Here is a 15,408-nt window from a genome sequence, read left to right as displayed (position 1 = left end):
AAGTGGTGCTGGAAAAGAGTTTGCAGTGTCCATTTCATGGATCTAGGTATAGAATCAAACCACTGTATATTCAACCAGCAATTTCTTTATTTCAGGCTTCTCCGAGGCCTGCCTCGGCGGGTTCAACAGTGTATTAGACGGAATTCCGTATAACTCCGAAACCGCCTGTTCTTACATAGTGTCACTGTACCCGGATTTCTCGCAGGCAGACAAGCACTTATCTTTGCATCTAGGCAGCAGAACCATAGTTCTTGCTGTGGAAAGTGAGCCATTGTGTTTATAGGGACCTATATAAGCACTCAGGTCAGACCTCAATAAATCAAATAAATCAGTAGGTTAGCCATGTGGTTGGCAATATAAACAATATGGCGATTTCTGTATTTATATTGCCATTTTGTTGAAATTTTTGGGATCTGCATTATAACTGTATATCCATACAGTTAATTGGGGATCGCCATGGGCAAGTCAGCTTTTTTGGAGCAGGTGCGCTGCGAGTTGCGCACCCGCCAGTACAGTCTTCGTACTGAGAAGACTTATCTGTTCTGGATTCGCAATTTTATCCGCTTTAATGAAAAGCGGCATCCCTCTGAGATGGGCAATGCTGAGATTGAGCGCTTCTTAAGTTACCTGGCTGTGCGGCGACAAGTGAGTGCGGCGACCCAGAATCTGGCTTTATGCGCCATTGTGTTTATGTATCGCCATCTGCTGAATCGGGAGATTGCCGACCTCAACTACAGCTATACTCGCACACCGAAGAACCTACCCACAGTACTGGGTGCCGATGAGGTGGCGGCTATTCTCGGACAGATGCGTGGCAAGATTCGTCTAATCACCAGCCTGCTGTATGGCTGTGGCCTGCGTATTCAGGAGGCCTTGATGCTTAGGGTCAAGGATATTGATTTGTCTGGCCGTTCAGTCTTTGTGTTTCGTGGTAAGGGCAGTAAAGATCGTTATACTTTGCTGCCGGCAAGTCTGGTGCCGTCGTTGCAGTGGCAGATTGAACAAGTACGGCAGTTGCACCAGGAAGATTTACGCCTAGGCCATGGCTTAACCTCGGTGCCGGCGTCTTTGTTTCGTAAATACCAGGGTACTCTGAAGGATTTTGCCTGGCAGTATCTGTTTCCTTCCACAACCCGCTGTGTCCATCCTCATGATGGTTATGTCTGTCGGCATCATTTGCATCCCAGTGCCTATACCAAACAACTGCGCAAGGCGGTAATAGCGTCCGGGGTGGCCAAGCGGGTCACCGCCCATACCTTTCGTCACTCCTTCGCTACCCGCCTTTTGCAGCTTGGCACAGACATTCGCACGGTACAGGAGCTGCTGGGGCATACGGATTTGCGTACTACCGAAATCTATACCCATGTGCTGGGCAATCGCCGGGCCGGTACTACCAGTCCGCTGGATGCCTTACCGGCTGGCATAGCCGAGGATCTTCCGGGCTATCAGCCGCAGCATTCGGGCGATTCAGAACTGGCCCTGCTTAACCGCCACTGCGCCTGACCAGGCCTTTGTCGGCCATAATCTGTTCCACTTCCTGCAGGCTTGCGGGATCATCGATGGTGGAGGGCACCTGATAGGATTGGCCGTCGGCGATTTGGCGCAGCAGCTTTCGCAGGATTTTGCCTGAGCGGGTCTTGGGCAGGCGCTGAACCACAATGGCCTGCTGGAAGCAGGCAATGGGGCCGATTTCACCCCGTACCCTGGCGATAAGGTCACGTTGCAGTTCGTTTTCGTCTACCTGAACCCCGTCTTTAAGCAGCACCAAGCCGATAGGGACCTGACCTTTAAGGTCATCCTGAATACCGATAACGCTGCATTCGGCAACGGCCGGATGGGCGGCGAGGATTTCCTCCATCTCGCCGGTGGACAGGCGGTGGCCGGCCACATTGATCACATCGTCGGTGCGGCCCATTACAAATACATAGCCTTCTTCGTCCTTGTAGCCGCCGTCTCCTGAGCAATAGTAACCGGGGTAGTCATGCAGATAACCTGCCTCAAAACGTTGTGGATTACCCCAGATAGTGGGCAGGCAGCCCGGCGGCAGCGGCAGTTTAATGGCTATGGCGCCCTGTTGATTGGCGGCTAGCGGCTTTCCATGGGCATCCAGTATCTGCACATCGAAGCCGGGCACCGGCAGGGTGGCGGAACCGGGTTTGATGGGTTTAGGCTCCAGGCCCATCATATTGGCGCAGATAGCCCAGCCGGTTTCGGTTTGCCACCAGTGATCCACCACCGGCTTGCCGGTGTGGGTTACTGTCCAGTCAAAGGTGGCGGGATCCAACCGCTCACCGGCCATAAAAATGGTTTCGAGCCGACTTAAGTCATAGTTTTGAATCAGTTTGCCGTCGGGATCTTCTTTTTTAATCGCACGAAACGCCGTGGGGGCAGCAAACAGGGCTTTTACCCCGTACTCCTGGGCTACACGCCAGAAGGCGCCTGCATCCGGGGTGCGCACCGGCTTGCCCTCAAACATTACCGTGGTGCAACCGGCCAGCAGCGGCCCGTAGACGATATAGGAATGGCCCACTACCCAGCCCACATCGGAGGCGGCCCAGAACACCTCGCCGGGGCGCATGGCATAGATTGCCTGCATGGAATAGTGCAGGGCCACGGCATGACCGCCGTTATCCCGCACCACGCCCTTGGGTTTACCTGTGGTGCCGGAGGTATACAGGATGTACAAAGGGTCTGTTGCCGCCACTGGTACGCATTCTGCCGGGCTGGCCTGAGCCATTTCCTCATGCCAGTCCAGGTCCCGGCCGGGCATCAGATCTGCTGGTACCTCGGGTCGTTGCAACAGGATACAGCGCTCAGGCTTATGTTTGGCACGCTCGATGGCGGCATCCAGCATCGGCTTATATTCAATGACTTTGTTCACCTCGATACCGCAGGAGGCACTGATCACAAGTTTGGGCCTGGCATCGTCAATGCGAAGGGCCAGCTCATGAGGGGCAAAGCCGCCGAATACCACCGAATGAATGGCGCCCAGGCGGGCGCAGGCCAGCATGGCAATCACGGCTTCCGGTACCATGGGCATGTAGATCACCACCCGGTCACCCTTTTCCACGCCCTGTTGTTTAAGCACCCCGGCAAACAGGGCCACCTGGTCGCGCAATTGCTGATAAGTGAAATAGCCCTTGGCGCCTGTCACCGGTGAGTCATAAATCAGCGCTTTTTGCTCGCCGCACCCCTCGTTTACATGATGATCCAGGGCCATATAGGCGGTGTTCATCTGGCCGTCGGCAAACCAGCGATGAATGCCCTGCTCATCCTGGCTGAGAATGTTTTTGGGGGGGACAAACCACGGCAGGGCGGCGGCTTTTTCGGCCCAGAAGGCCTCTGGATGCGTCAGGGAGCGCAGATATTCGTCTTGATATGCCATGGGCTTGTCCGTTTCAGTAGAACGAACTGGTTTGTCCGTTCTGATTAGATCTTCCTCAACTGTAGACAATTATCTGGTGATGCGGCATTAGACTCTGGACTAATGTGGCCGGTATCCAGGCGATTGTCGACAATTGACGGCGATGCGACGGTGACACAGCACGACTGAGGGCTATCTGTCGGTAAACTGGTACAAGGGAGCAGACTTATCTACTACATGGACGGTGAATATTTTTAGTGGCTGGTCGCCGGCAATGATAAAACCGCCATGGGGGATATCACGCAGGTTCAGCAGTGAGGCACCGGTGGCAAGCGTCATGGGCGCTTTATCCGGCGCCTGCACCTCTGCCCCCTGCACTATATAAACTGCCTCCAGCCCATGATGGCTGTGGCGACGCAACAGCTCACCGGGTTGATATTCTGCACTGGAGATAATCATTTCCATATGCTCTGCGCCAGAGAGTTCGGCTCGGTGCAGCTCTACCCGGTTGGCGGAGTCAGACGGCAACTGAGCCATCAGGCCGGTCACCGTGCCAAGGCCAAAAATAACCGACCCGGTCAGCAAGGATCTAATAGAAACAACAGGCATAAGTTCTCCGGATAAATCCGATTGGTACAAGCTTTGTTTATCCTAGTCCTTTGCCTTCGCTTGGCAACGAAAACCGCTACCACTGATACGGCCAATAAAAAACCCGGCACCAGGCCGGGTTTTTTATTGGCTAAAGCTTGAGAAGCTTCAGGCAGGCATATTACATCATGCCGCCCATGCCACCCATACCGCCCATATCAGGCATGGCTGGGGCATCGTCTTTAGGCAGCTCGGCGATCATCGCTTCGGTGGTGATCATCAGGCTGGCCACAGACGCGGCAAACTGCAGGGCAGAACGGGTGACCTTGGTAGGATCCAGGATACCCATTTCCAGCATGTCGCCGTAGGTGTCATTACCGGCGTTGTAACCGAAGTTACCTTCACCAGCCTTGATCTTGTTAACCACGACAGAGGCTTCGGCACCGGCGTTGGATGCGATCTGACGCAGCGGTGCTTCCATGGCGCGCAGGGCCAGCTTGATACCGTGGGTCTGATCTTCGTTGTCGCCTTTGAGGTCTACTACCTTGGCAGCAGCACGTACCAGGGCAACACCACCGCCAGGGACCACACCTTCTTCAACCGCAGCGCGGGTGGCGTGCAGGGCGTCTTCAACGCGGGCTTTCTTCTCTTTCATTTCCATTTCGGTGGCGGCACCGACTTTGATGACTGCAACACCGCCAGCCAGCTTGGCCAGACGCTCTTGCAGCTTCTCTTTGTCGTAATCGGAAGTGGAATCTTCGATCTGGCCACGGATTTGCGCCACGCGTCCTTCGATGGCGGACTGCTCACCGGCGCCGTCAACGATAGTGGTGTTGTCTTTGTTGATCACAACACGCTTGGCTGTACCCAGGTCTTCCAGGGTGGCTTTTTCCAGATCCAGGCCGATTTCTTCGGAGATCACGGTACCACCGGTCAGTACGGCGATATCCTGCAGCATGGCTTTGCGGCGGTCACCGAAGCCAGGAGCTTTAACCGCGGCCACTTTAACGATTCCGCGCATGTTGTTGACTACCAGAGTCGCCAGTGCTTCACCTTCCAGATCTTCGGCAATCACCAGCAACGGCTTGGAAGACTTGGCAACGCCTTCCAGGACGGGCAACAGCTCGCGGATGTTGGAGACTTTCTTGTCAACCAGCAGGATGAAAGGGCTGTCCAGTTCCACGGTGCCGGTTTCGGATTTGTTGATGAAGTAAGGAGACAGGTAACCGCGGTCAAACTGCATACCTTCAACCACGTCCAGCTCGTTCTGCAGGGCCTGGCCTTCTTCAACGGTGATGACGCCTTCCTTGCCCACTTTGTCCATGGCGTCGGCGATGATCTTACCGATTTCTTCGTCAGAGTTGGCGGAAATGGTACCTACCTGGGCAATGGCCTTGCTGTCGGAGCAAGGTACGGACAGGCCTTTGAGTTCTTCAACTGCCACGGCCACGGCTTTGTCGATACCGCGCTTCAGGTCCATTGGGTTCATGCCGGCGGCAACAGACTTCAGGCCTTCGGTGATGATAGCCTGGGCCAGTACGGTGGCAGTGGTGGTGCCGTCACCGGCTTCGTCATTGGCCTTGGAAGCCACTTCCTTGACCATCTGTGCACCCATATTCTCGAACTTGTCTTCCAGTTCGATCTCTTTGGCGACGGACACACCGTCTTTAGTGATAGTAGGGGCACCGAAGGACTTCTCCAGTACCACGTTGCGGCCTTTTGGACCCAGGGTGACTTTTACGGCGTTGGCCAGGATGTTGACACCCTTGAGCATTCTTGTGCGTGCATCATCAGAAAAACGAACTTCTTTAGCTGCCATCTTTATTTTCCTCTAAATTCAGTTAATCGAATGGATATCAGGCTTCAACCACAGCCAGAATGTCGCTTTCGCTCATGATGAGCACTTCTTCGCCATCCACTTTCTGGGTCTTAACGCCGTAGCCATCGTTGAAAATCACGATGTCACCTACTTTTACGTCCAGCGCTTTCACATCGCCGTTATCCAGGATGCGACCATTGCCCACGGCAATGACTTCACCACGGGTCGATTTTTCGGCCGCTGAACCGGTCAGAACGATACCACCAGCAGATTTGCTCTCCTGCTCTTGGCGCTTGATGATCACGCGGTCGTGTAAAGGACGGATTTTCATGCTAAATCTCCTGAAATTTCCATTACTGGGATGTTAGGTCCCGATGTCTCGGGTAAAGATTGACGGGCCGGAAAACCGTCCCATCAGAAACTGTCTGCCAGCCTAGATGGGGTTGTGGAATAGGATCTCAAGCCTGCAAAGAAAAAAATTTAAAAAATTTTTCTGCCGATGTGCCCGGAACGACAGGACGTTGTCTTATATAACGGTTAGTGCAATACCCTGCCTTGACCATGAGGGGAGCGTATCTGGACTAAACTGTTTAATGAGGTCCATGCCAGGGAGAAGCAAATGCATCCATATCAGCGAAGGCTCAGGAAAAACGCCAAAGTCCAGCCCAGTCAGTTATCCGACGCCCACAACAGTCTTTGGCAGCGGATCCGGCGAAAACAGATACTGGGGCTGTCCTTTTACAATCAGAAATCCTTGTTGGGTCACGCGGTTGATTTTTACTGTCCGGCCGCCAGGCTGGTGGTGGAGCTGGAAAGGACAGATGATCACCAGCCAGAGGCTTATCGGACCATGCAGGATCAGGAGCAAAGGCTGACCGAAATGGGGATCAAGGTACTGCGTTTCGATCAACTGCAGGTGCTCACAGACCTGGAGGCCGTATTGGCAGAGCTGAGCCGGGCTGTGCGGCAGCGCCTCAAGTCCATCGCCGGCTAGCTCCTACCCAATTCAGTGTCAGGCAGCCGGCTCAGAACACCAGCGACCTGCCGCGACCGCTGGATTCGCTGGCCGCCTGTAACTGGCCGTGCTCGTCACGGCTGATAACCTGTAGATCGCCGAAGCGCCTGCCATCCAGGGTGTAGCCCATCTTTTCCAGCGCCTTGCGGGTCTGCTCATTCAAATCAGGGTGGTGACGTAGGGTATCTTTGGGCAACAACTGGTGATGGACCCTGGGTGCATCGACTGTCTGCTGTGCAGTCATCTGGTACAGGTGGCGGTTGAGGATGGACTGGAACACCGAATTGATAATGGTGGTGCCGCCCGGTGAACCCGTGACCATGGTTACAATGCCGTTTTTCAGTAAAATGGTGGGGGTCATGGATGAGAGCATGCGCTTTTGCGGCACGATCTCGTTGGCTTCGCTGCCCACCGCGCCAAAATAATTCGGCACCCCTGCCTTGGCGCTGAAATCGTCCATCTCATCGTTGAGTAAGAATCCGGCCCCTTCTACTACCACGCCGCTGCCAAAGCTTAGGTTAATGGTGGTGGTGGTGGAAACCGCATTGCCCCATTTATCGATGATGGAATAGTGGGTGGTGTCCTCGCTTTCCTTCAGACCGGGTTGGATCTTCGCTGTTTCGGAAATCTGCTCAACGTTGACTTCCATTGCCCGGCGACCAATATAGTCATCGGCCAGCAGTTTGTCGGTGGGCACCTGATAGAAGTCCGGATCGCCCATATACTCGGCCCGATCGGCGAAGCCGCGTTTGGCCAGCTCGGCCAGCAGATGCACATACCGGGCGGAGTTATGCTCCAGGCCGGCGAAGTGATCCTGCAGCACCGACTGCATCTTCAGCATTTGCAGCAACACCAGGCCGCCGGAACTGGGCGGGGGCGCCGACAATACCTGATAGCCCTGCCAGCCCTCGCTGAGGGGCTGGCGCCACTCCGCCGTATACTGAGCCAAATCCTGCAGGCTGATCAGGCCGCCGTGTTTCTGCATAAACCCGGCCAGCAGCCTGGCCGTCTCGCCCTTATAGAAATCGTCGGGACCGGTTTCGGCGATGCGTTTGAGCGTGGCTGCCAGCTCCGGCTGCTTAAACGGCTGGTCTGTTACCATGCCGGAAAAGTACTGGTCAAAATTACGCCCGTGCCTGTCCTGTTTGACCCGTTCGATATAGCGTTCCACATAGCGCACCAGCTTTTCATGGGGGACAAAGCCCTCTTCGGCCAGTTGGATGGCGGGAGCCAGCAACGCTTTCCAGGGCCTGCTTCCGTACTTCTGATGGGCCTGCCACATGCCCATCACCGAACCGGGCACGCCTGAGGCGAGAATGCCGTACAGGGGCTTTTCGGTCATCACCTTGCCCTGTTTATCCAGATACATGTCGCGATGAGCCTTAAGGGGCGCTTTTTCCCGGTAGTCGAGAAAATCCGCCTTACCGTCCTTGTACACCAGCATAAAGCCGCCGCCGCCTATATTACCGGCTTCAGGCAGGGTCACTGCCAGTACGAAACCGGCGGTGACGGCCGCATCCACCGCATTGCCGCCGTCTTTAAGCACTTTGGCGGCGGCCTCGGCGCTGTAACTGTCCGGCATGGCTACGGCGGCCTGTTGCGCCGCATTGAGGGGCAGGCTGAACAGAAGGATGAGGATACAACTGGTGAGTCTTAACATGGGGCTTCCTGGTTGGCAGTGTGCCCCTTAACTTATCTGTGTGATTCGCGGATGTCGAGTATGGTCTGAGTTTGTTGGTTTATGGGGTCATCTGTCCGGTGGCAACCTGTCGCGATCTTTTGCATCGTCGTCCCTGACCTCATATTCCCCTTCTATGGTGCTGCTGGAGCCGTCCTGGCGGGTTTCACGGTAACGGAACTGGCCATGCATCTGGCCCGGACTGACGACTTTCACCCGCTTCATCAGCCAACGGGCGATGAACGGCCGGGTCAGGGGTAATACCAGCAGCAGCCCGAAGGTGTCGGTAATAAAGCCCGGTGTTAAAAGCAGTACCCCGGCCACCGCCAGCATCAGGCCTTCGAGCATTTCCTGGCCCGGGATTTGCCCCTGCTCCATTTTTTGTCTGGCCTGCATCAGGGTGGCAAGCCCCTGCTGGCGTACCAGAAAGGCGCCGATGGCAGCGGTCAGGATGACCAGGCCGACAGTGGACCAACCGCCGATGCGTTCGCCCACTTCAATGAGCAAGGCAATTTCGATAATGGGCATGGCAACGAACAGCAAAAATAACGGCATAAGAACCCGACCAGTGGAACGCTCAAATCCATGATCTGGGGGCGGTGGGGCAATTCACAAGGGTGCCAGCCCGTGCAGTACCCGCCCCAGCCTCTGAATTGCTTCCGGGATCTGCTCAGCTTCAATGTTGCCAAGTCCAAAGATCAATCCGGCGGGTGCCGGCTGAGTCCTGCTGAAGCTCGCAATAGAGTTAATGGCTATCTGTTGCTCAGCGGCTTCTTCTACCAACCGGCTGGAATCCAGCCCGGGATCCAGTAGTGCCGACATGTGTACACCAGCGTAGACGGGAATAGGCGAAAGCCAGGGAGCGCAATATTCTGCAATTGACTCTTGCAATGCCTGGTGTCGCTGCCGGTACAGCAGACGCATTTTTCGCAAGTATCGGTGGAGGTGACCCTTCCGGATAAATCCTGCCAGTGCCAGTTGAGCCTGACTGGAGTTCTGCCAGTCATGCAGAAACCTGGCACAGTGCAGCGCTTCTGTGGCCCAGGTTGGAGCGATAACAAAACCTGTGCGTAGATCGGGAAACAGAATCTTGGAAAAAGTGCCGAGATAAAACACATTGTTATGTCTGTCCAGCGATTTCAGGGCGTCCAGGGGCTTGGCGGCCAGGCGAAACTCACCATCGTAATCATCTTCTATCACAGTGATTTGATGCTGGTGGGCAAAATCCAGCAGTTCTATCCGTCTGGCTGGTGACATGGGCATCCCCAGGGGGAATTGATGGGAAGGGGTGACATAGACCAGGTCTAAGTCCTCAGGCATCTGCCCCACGCGAATGCCCTGCTCATCCACTGCAATGTCGATGATCCTTGCCCCGTGGGCAGCAAATACCTCGCGGGCCATGGGATAGCCGGGGCATTCCATGCCGACTCTGGTCTTACCCGGCGTAATCAGAACCTGGGCCAGAAGATTCAGGGATTGCTGGGTTCCCTGGGTGACCAGTATGTCTGTTTCCTTGCAGGCCACGGCCCTGGATAACGATACATAATCGGCAATAGGGCTGCACAGGGCACTGCTTTGTTCAACTGGCAGGCCGGCCGACAGACGCCTTGAGATCTCTCTTGCGGCGGTGCGTAGTTCCCGTTGCCAGATCATAAAGGGAAACTGGCGTGTTTCCGGAATTCCGACCCTGAAGTCAAACCGTCTGGTAGGCTGATGAGGCAAGAGTTGCTTTACAGACTTGTCGCGCCAGTACCTGGCCAGCCGGAAAGATTGCTGCCGGCTGTCCTCCAGGGCGGGTAAGTCTTGTGAGAGTGTGGATACGTAAGTGCCTCCACCCTGTCGGGTAAGCAAATAGCCTTGCAGGGTCAGGTTTTCATAACAGCTGATCACCGTGTTACGGGACACGGCCAACTGATTCGCCAGCGAACGACTGGACGGCATCTTTAGCCCCGCATTCAACCGCCCTTCGACAATGGCTTCACGCAAGGTACGGGTCAGGATCTGTACCAGGGTCTGGCCTGGTTGTGTCCGTTGCAGATCGATAGCCAGCTCAAAAATTGGATCCATAGATTCTATCTGAAGTGGAACTTTTATAGGGCCAAAATAGCAAGCATACTGGCTTCAGCTCAATGATTAATCAACCTTTACCGCAGGCAGTGCCTGCCAAGGAACAACCTATGCAATCTAAAGACCTATGGATACCAAATCTGGCCAGGCTTATGCGACTGGCGGTAAGCGGCTTGCTGCTGGCTTATGCAGCTATGGCGCAGGCCGTAGAGCTGAACCAGGAGGTGGAAACACTGGACGGCAGGACCCTGCCAATTCAGGCATGGCAGCAGGGCAAGCCGATGTACCTCAAATTCTGGGCCAGTTGGTGTAAACCCTGTATGGCGGAGATGCCTCATTTGCAGCATATCCAGCAGCAATATGGAGACAAGATCAGTGTGGTGGCAGTGAATATTGATTTAAACGAATCGGATGAGGCTATCCAGCAGGTTATTCAAGCCCACCAACTGAGTATGCCGGTGGTCAGGGACAGCCAGGGACAACTGGCCAAGGCCTTCAACATGATCGGCACTCCCTACCATATCCTGTTGGATGCAGACAGCCGGGTGGTGCACAAAGGCAATGAGGCCAATGAGACGCTGGACAATAAATTTGCCTTTCTGCTGAAGCGGGATGGCCGCTTGTCTGAAACCAACCTGTTCGATCGGCCCGGGGATCCGGCCAGTTTGCCGTTGACCGATGATATTAACCTGATCTTTTATACCGCCACCTGGTGTGACTGGTATCTGGCCGACACCCGTCCGGAGTTGTCCGAGTATTGTAAGGAGCAGCAGCAGGCACTTTCTGAAACTGCCCGTCAGCGAACCGGCATCAACTGGCTGGTGGTGGTGAATCATCTTTGGACAACGGACGAGGACAAAAAGTCGTTCACCGACAGGTACAATCTGACCATGCCGGTGGTCATCGACGAGCAGGGAGAACAGTTCTTTGCCAGTCAAATCCGGCAGGTGCCGACGCTCCTGGTGACCCGTGGCACGGAAATACTGTATCGTACTGACAGCGTGGAAAAGGCCATGTCCTATCTTGATAGCTTGTAAACAGGGCTGACGGGACCTTGGCTGGACGAAATTTTTTTCTGAGTAAAGAGGTCCCTCAAGCATGTCAGAATTTTGCCTGGTACTTTGTACCTGTCCTAATCCGGAAACCGGTCGTAATATCGCTCGCCTGGCGGTGGAAAAAAAGCTGGCTGCCTGCGTCAATCTGATCCCGGGCCTGGAGTCCGTTTATGCCTGGCAGGGCGCCGTCGAACAGGACAGCGAAGTGCAATTGGTATTTAAAACCGCCAAGGTGAAAGTCGACGAACTGCATAAGCTGGTGTTAAGCATTCACCCATACGATGAACCGGAATGGCTGATTGTGGATATACAAAGTGGCAGCCGTACCTATCTGGAATGGATGAGAAGTAGTTTAAGATGATGAAAACCCTGCGCTTTTTTCCCCTCTTTTTAATCGTTTTGTTTAGCAGTCTGGCCCATGCCCAGGATCCGCTGGCTGGCCTGTTGGACGATCAACCGACCTTTTTGCCGGTGGACGAAGCCTTTCGTTTCGATTTTCGCCAGCAGGATGATGAGCTGATTCTGAGCTGGCAGATTGCTGAGGGCTATTATCTGTACAAGAAGCAGTTCAAGACAGTGGTCAAGGGTGCCGAACTGGGCGAACCCCTCTACCCTGAGTCCAGGCAGATTGAAGATGAGTATTTCGGTGTTTCCGACGTCTTCTATGAGCAGGTGGAGATTCGTTATCCCATCCACAGCGCCGAACAGGACGCCGCCGTCAAAGTCAGTTACCAGGGCTGTGCCGAGGCAGGACTCTGCTATCCCGCAACCGTGAAGGTGGCTTATCTGGAAGAAGTGAGCGGCATCCAGAATGACCCACAGACATCTTCCACCGGCCAGTCGGAACAGTTTGAGCTGGCTGATTTGCTCTCTGGTGATCAGAATCTGGGTCTGACCCTGGCCCTGTTTGTTTTGTTGGGAGCAGGACTGGCTATCACCCCTTGTGTATTTCCCATGTATCCCATTCTGTCCGGCATTATTCTCGGCCAGGGCAAAGGGATCAGGACCTCCCGCGCCTTCAGTCTGAGCTTTGTTTATGTGCAGGGCATGGCCATTACCTATTCTGTACTGGGCTTGATTGTGGCCTCGGCCGGAGTGAAGTTCCAGGCTGCCCTGCAGCACCCTGCTATCCTCATTACCCTGATTGTCCTGTTCCTGTTGCTGGCCCTGGTGATGTTCGGCTTGTGGGAGCTGCAATTGCCATCCAAATGGCAGGAAAAGCTCAACAACCTGAGTAATCAGCAAAAAGGCGGCCGTTATGGCAGCGTCTTCCTCATGGGCGCCATTTCCGGGCTGGTGGCCTCGCCCTGCACCACGGCGCCCCTGACGGGCATTTTGCTGTTTGTGGCGCAAAGCGGCGATTTGGTGCTGGGTTTTTCTGCCCTCTATGCCCTGAGTATCGGCATGGGCATACCGCTGATCCTCTTTGGTATCACCGGCGGCAAACTGCTGCCCAAAGCGGGTAACTGGATGAATGTGATCAAGGTCACCTTCGGCTTTATGATGCTGGCTGTGGCTCTGTTGTTTGTGGAGCGCATGCTGGAGAATTTATGGACCGATCTGGCCTGGGCGGTATTGGGCCTGGCAACGTTCAGTTACTGGCAGGTAATGAACCAGGACACCCGGGCCAGTTTCTTTAAGGGGCTGCGCAGCCTGCTGATTTTCCTGGGCCTGTTCGGTTCGGCCCTGTACGGCTATCAGGCGGTGGTGGAGGCTAACCTGCGTGGTGTGGTGTCAGGATCTGGAGTTCCGGCACCGGGGGTTAGCACTGCCAAGGCATCAGACCATGGAGAGGTCGATTTTGTGAGGGTCAAGGATCTGGGGGATTTTGCCGCCAAGCTCGCCGCTGCCAATGCCCAGGGCAAGTCGGTGATGATTGATCTGTATGCCGACTGGTGCGTGGCCTGCAAAGAATTCGAGAAATACACCTTCCCGGATCCGGCGGTCAAAGAGGCGCTGCGCAATACGGTACTGATGCAGATCGATCTGACTGACAACACTCCCCAGAGCCTGGAATTCCAGGAAGAATTCTTCATTCTGGGTCTGCCGACTATTCTGTTTTTCGACAAACAGGGCAACGAACTGACCCAGGCCAGGGTCACAGGGTTTATGAACGCAGACAAATTTGCCGCCCACCTGCGCCGGTTACCCCTGTAAAAGGAAGGCCGGCGTAGACCGGTTTTTATTCCCGGTGTCGCCGTCCCGATTGCCGATGCAACTGCTGCAGGCGTTCCAGTTCCGCTAACAAAGACGGCGGCAGAGACAGACGTTTCTGAACCTCGGCGAGATCGGCAAAGGGCCCCTGTTTAGTCCGTTCCTCCAGCAGATTGGTGACCAAGCGGTTGTCGAACAGGTTCAGCAGAGCCAGTTCGGCCGCCCCGGCCATATTCAGATTGACTGCCAGAGGCACCTGCGCGTTGCTCCAGGGGGCCTGGGGAATCAGTATATCCGGTTGCAACAGCCAGATGGGGCGTCCCAGCGCTCCGGTCAGGCTCTTCTCACCTTTGACTATCTGATCTGTCAGAACCTGCAGGGCCTCAGTGGTGCGGCGGTACAAAGGCAGAAACTCCTGCATCTGACCCAAAGAGCCGGCCTGGATCATCATCTGCAGGTCGGACGTCAGCGCCGGGTCTACCGGGCTGGCGTAGGTGGTTTGTAAAAATGAGCCGATGGCGGCAGCGGCAAAATCAGGATCCGAACTTTGCAGGACTTGCAGCAAGGCGGTGTAGGGTGGGTTGGTCTGATTGGACCAGGACAGTCCGGCCAGGGCGCGGAATAATCTTGTATGGTGTTTAACCGCGTTTTCCTGCCAGTCGGCATCGTCCGGATTGAGCGCCGACAGCCCGGGGGCGGTCGACAGACGATAGAACAGGGTGGCCAGTAATCCTTCTGAGGAAAGCATGGCCTGGGCATTTTTCAACTGGTATCCGACTGCCGGCGAGATTCCTTCTTGCTGGTAGGCCGCCAACCCTGAAAAATCGGGGTTGGGCAACGTCTTAAAGGCAAAAAGATTGTGCATCACACCGTCCAGACGGTACTGCCCATCCAGCCTTGAGAACCAATGATCCGCACCGCTGGCCGCCAGCCGGCCCTCAGATCTGGCCTGCAGGCCAGGATGCCGGGAAAGGACTGCTGCCAGAGCCTGGAAATAAATGCCGAAACCTTCATCGAAGGCGGTCTGATAATCGGTCACAGCAAACACATTGTGAAAACGGCTGGACGGCGCCGCGGGCTGTGGACCCATCAGCCGGCGCAAATAGACATGCCCCATCTCATGGGCAAAGACTTCCAGGAAGCTGCCGTTTTGCAAATCCTGCTCCGACACAGTCATGTCGACAAACAGGGCGTCACAAAAGACGGCCTCGTCGTTGGCCGGCCTGTACCAGAATCCCTGCCGTGCGTAGCCCCCGTCCTCATCCGACAGATACAGCAGGGTTTTGCCCTGCAAGGCGGCGCAGGATTCCTGATTGCCCGCAATCTGTGCTGCCAGGCCATCCAACTGGCGGATTAGCCGGCCGAACGGACTGTTCAGTTGTGCTTCGATGGCTTGGGTCAGGGGGCTGACGTCGGCTAACTGTAGCATCAGGGAGCCTTGCTGCTGCTCCGGTGGCGGCTTATCACCCCTGTATTTCTCAAGAATCAGTAGTGTGGGCGTGACATGCTCCGGCGACTGTGCGGCCTGCAGTTTGTCGGCAGGAACGAGCGTCAGTCCCAACAAAAGAGGCAGTAGGATGATTTTCATAGGGGAGTGGTCAGATAAAACTGGGATAGCCTATTCTAATCCGCCCCGCCAGGGCCGATCCGTTACCCTGGTAAAACATT

At 55.2% G+C, this 15,408-nt stretch carries 13 protein-coding genes; 5 read left to right on the top strand and 8 right to left on the bottom strand.

The window, feature by feature from the left end; all coding sequences use genetic code 11:
* Positions 1–456 precede the first annotated feature (456 nt).
* Positions 457–1,503 (top strand): integron integrase, encoded by a 1,047-nt coding sequence (locus J0A66_RS12935; RefSeq protein ID WP_206574234.1) that lies wholly within the window; start codon positions 457–459, stop codon positions 1,501–1,503.
* Here J0A66_RS12935 and J0A66_RS12930 read toward each other — a convergent pair.
* The 4 genes from J0A66_RS12930 to J0A66_RS12915 form a co-directional block, all read right to left on the bottom strand.
* The gene (locus J0A66_RS12930; RefSeq protein WP_338143892.1) at positions 1,484–3,430 is read right to left on the bottom strand and encodes a propionyl-CoA synthetase; all 1,947 of its coding nucleotides are present in this window, start codon (positions 3,428–3,430) and stop codon (positions 1,484–1,486) included. The genes J0A66_RS12935 and J0A66_RS12930 overlap by 20 nt on opposite strands.
* Positions 3,431–3,556: 126 nt before the next feature.
* Positions 3,557–3,973, bottom strand: a complete 417-nt coding sequence (locus tag J0A66_RS12925) for a cupin domain-containing protein (protein WP_206574232.1) — start codon at positions 3,971–3,973, stop codon at positions 3,557–3,559.
* 160 nt (positions 3,974–4,133) lie between these two features.
* Positions 4,134–5,771, bottom strand: a complete 1,638-nt coding sequence (groL, locus tag J0A66_RS12920; RefSeq protein WP_206574231.1) for a chaperonin GroEL — start codon at positions 5,769–5,771, stop codon at positions 4,134–4,136.
* A 37-nt stretch (positions 5,772–5,808) separates the two neighbouring features.
* On the bottom strand, positions 5,809–6,102 hold the full coding sequence (locus tag J0A66_RS12915; protein ID WP_206574230.1) for a co-chaperone GroES: 294 nt from the start codon (positions 6,100–6,102) through the stop codon (positions 5,809–5,811).
* A 288-nt stretch (positions 6,103–6,390) separates the two neighbouring features.
* Between J0A66_RS12915 and J0A66_RS12910 the strand changes: the two genes are divergently transcribed.
* Positions 6,391–6,765, top strand: a complete 375-nt coding sequence (locus J0A66_RS12910; RefSeq protein WP_206574229.1) for an endonuclease domain-containing protein — start codon at positions 6,391–6,393, stop codon at positions 6,763–6,765.
* Positions 6,766–6,796: 31 nt separating this feature from the next.
* Here the strand turns inward: J0A66_RS12910 and ggt are convergent, their stop codons facing one another.
* The 3 genes from ggt to pdxR all read right to left on the bottom strand — a co-directional run bounded on the left by ggt (position 6,797) and on the right by pdxR (position 10,531).
* Complete coding sequence (gene ggt / locus J0A66_RS12905) at positions 6,797–8,446, bottom strand: gamma-glutamyltransferase (RefSeq protein WP_206574228.1); 1,650 nt, start codon at positions 8,444–8,446, stop codon at positions 6,797–6,799.
* Positions 8,447–8,533: 87 nt separating this feature from the next.
* Positions 8,534–9,019 (bottom strand): FxsA family protein, encoded by a 486-nt coding sequence (locus J0A66_RS12900; RefSeq protein WP_206574227.1) that lies wholly within the window; start codon positions 9,017–9,019, stop codon positions 8,534–8,536.
* Between the two features lie 54 nt (positions 9,020–9,073).
* Complete coding sequence (gene pdxR / locus J0A66_RS12895) at positions 9,074–10,531, bottom strand: MocR-like pyridoxine biosynthesis transcription factor PdxR (RefSeq protein WP_206574226.1); 1,458 nt, start codon at positions 10,529–10,531, stop codon at positions 9,074–9,076.
* A gap of 110 nt (positions 10,532–10,641) precedes the next feature.
* Between pdxR and J0A66_RS12890 the strand changes: the two genes are divergently transcribed.
* The 3 genes from J0A66_RS12890 (at position 10,642) to J0A66_RS12880 (ending at position 13,743) form a co-directional block, all read left to right on the top strand.
* Positions 10,642–11,568, top strand: coding sequence for a TlpA family protein disulfide reductase (locus J0A66_RS12890; RefSeq protein WP_206574225.1), 927 nt, complete (start codon positions 10,642–10,644; stop codon positions 11,566–11,568).
* A gap of 61 nt (positions 11,569–11,629) precedes the next feature.
* Positions 11,630–11,947 carry a divalent-cation tolerance protein CutA gene (gene cutA / locus J0A66_RS12885; protein WP_206574224.1) on the top strand — a complete coding sequence of 106 codons (318 nt, stop codon included), beginning with the start codon at positions 11,630–11,632 and terminating at the stop codon, positions 11,945–11,947.
* Positions 11,947–13,743: a protein-disulfide reductase DsbD gene (locus J0A66_RS12880; protein ID WP_439098871.1), complete on the top strand. Its 1,797-nt coding sequence runs from the start codon at positions 11,947–11,949 to the stop codon at positions 13,741–13,743. The genes cutA and J0A66_RS12880 overlap by 1 nt, the downstream gene beginning before the upstream one ends.
* A gap of 25 nt (positions 13,744–13,768) precedes the next feature.
* On the opposite strand, the gene J0A66_RS12875 is transcribed toward J0A66_RS12880, so the two are convergent.
* Positions 13,769–15,328 carry a ComEA family DNA-binding protein gene (locus J0A66_RS12875; protein ID WP_206574222.1) on the bottom strand — a complete coding sequence of 520 codons (1,560 nt, stop codon included), beginning with the start codon at positions 15,326–15,328 and terminating at the stop codon, positions 13,769–13,771.
* Positions 15,329–15,408: the final 80 nt, after the last annotated feature.

It is taken from the genome of Bowmanella dokdonensis (assembly GCF_017254865.1).
Lineage (GTDB): Bacteria > Pseudomonadota > Gammaproteobacteria > Enterobacterales > Alteromonadaceae > Bowmanella > Bowmanella dokdonensis.
Note: the sequence above shows the minus strand (reverse complement) of the source record. Positions and strands in the feature narration are given on the sequence as shown.

Bases quoted from the DNA above. Each gene is read 5' to 3' on its own strand.
- J0A66_RS12935 (WP_206574234.1), top strand. From the start codon at position 457: ATGGGCAAGTCAGCTTTTTTGGAGCAGGTGCGCTGCGAGTTGCGCACC.
- J0A66_RS12925 (WP_206574232.1), bottom strand. From the start codon at position 3,973: ATGCCTGTTGTTTCTATTAGATCCTTGCTGACCGGGTCGGTTATTTTT.
- groL (WP_206574231.1), bottom strand. From the start codon at position 5,771: ATGGCAGCTAAAGAAGTTCGTTTTTCTGATGATGCACGCACAAGAATG.
- J0A66_RS12915 (WP_206574230.1), bottom strand. From the start codon at position 6,102: ATGAAAATCCGTCCTTTACACGACCGCGTGATCATCAAGCGCCAAGAG.
- J0A66_RS12910 (WP_206574229.1), top strand. From the start codon at position 6,391: ATGCATCCATATCAGCGAAGGCTCAGGAAAAACGCCAAAGTCCAGCCC.
- ggt (WP_206574228.1), bottom strand. From the start codon at position 8,446: ATGTTAAGACTCACCAGTTGTATCCTCATCCTTCTGTTCAGCCTGCCC.
- J0A66_RS12900 (WP_206574227.1), bottom strand. From the start codon at position 9,019: ATGCCGTTATTTTTGCTGTTCGTTGCCATGCCCATTATCGAAATTGCC.
- pdxR (WP_206574226.1), bottom strand. From the start codon at position 10,531: ATGGATCCAATTTTTGAGCTGGCTATCGATCTGCAACGGACACAACCA.
- J0A66_RS12890 (WP_206574225.1), top strand. From the start codon at position 10,642: ATGCAATCTAAAGACCTATGGATACCAAATCTGGCCAGGCTTATGCGA.
- cutA (WP_206574224.1), top strand. From the start codon at position 11,630: ATGTCAGAATTTTGCCTGGTACTTTGTACCTGTCCTAATCCGGAAACC.
- J0A66_RS12880 (WP_439098871.1), top strand. From the start codon at position 11,947: ATGAAAACCCTGCGCTTTTTTCCCCTCTTTTTAATCGTTTTGTTTAGC.
- J0A66_RS12875 (WP_206574222.1), bottom strand. From the start codon at position 15,328: ATGAAAATCATCCTACTGCCTCTTTTGTTGGGACTGACGCTCGTTCCT.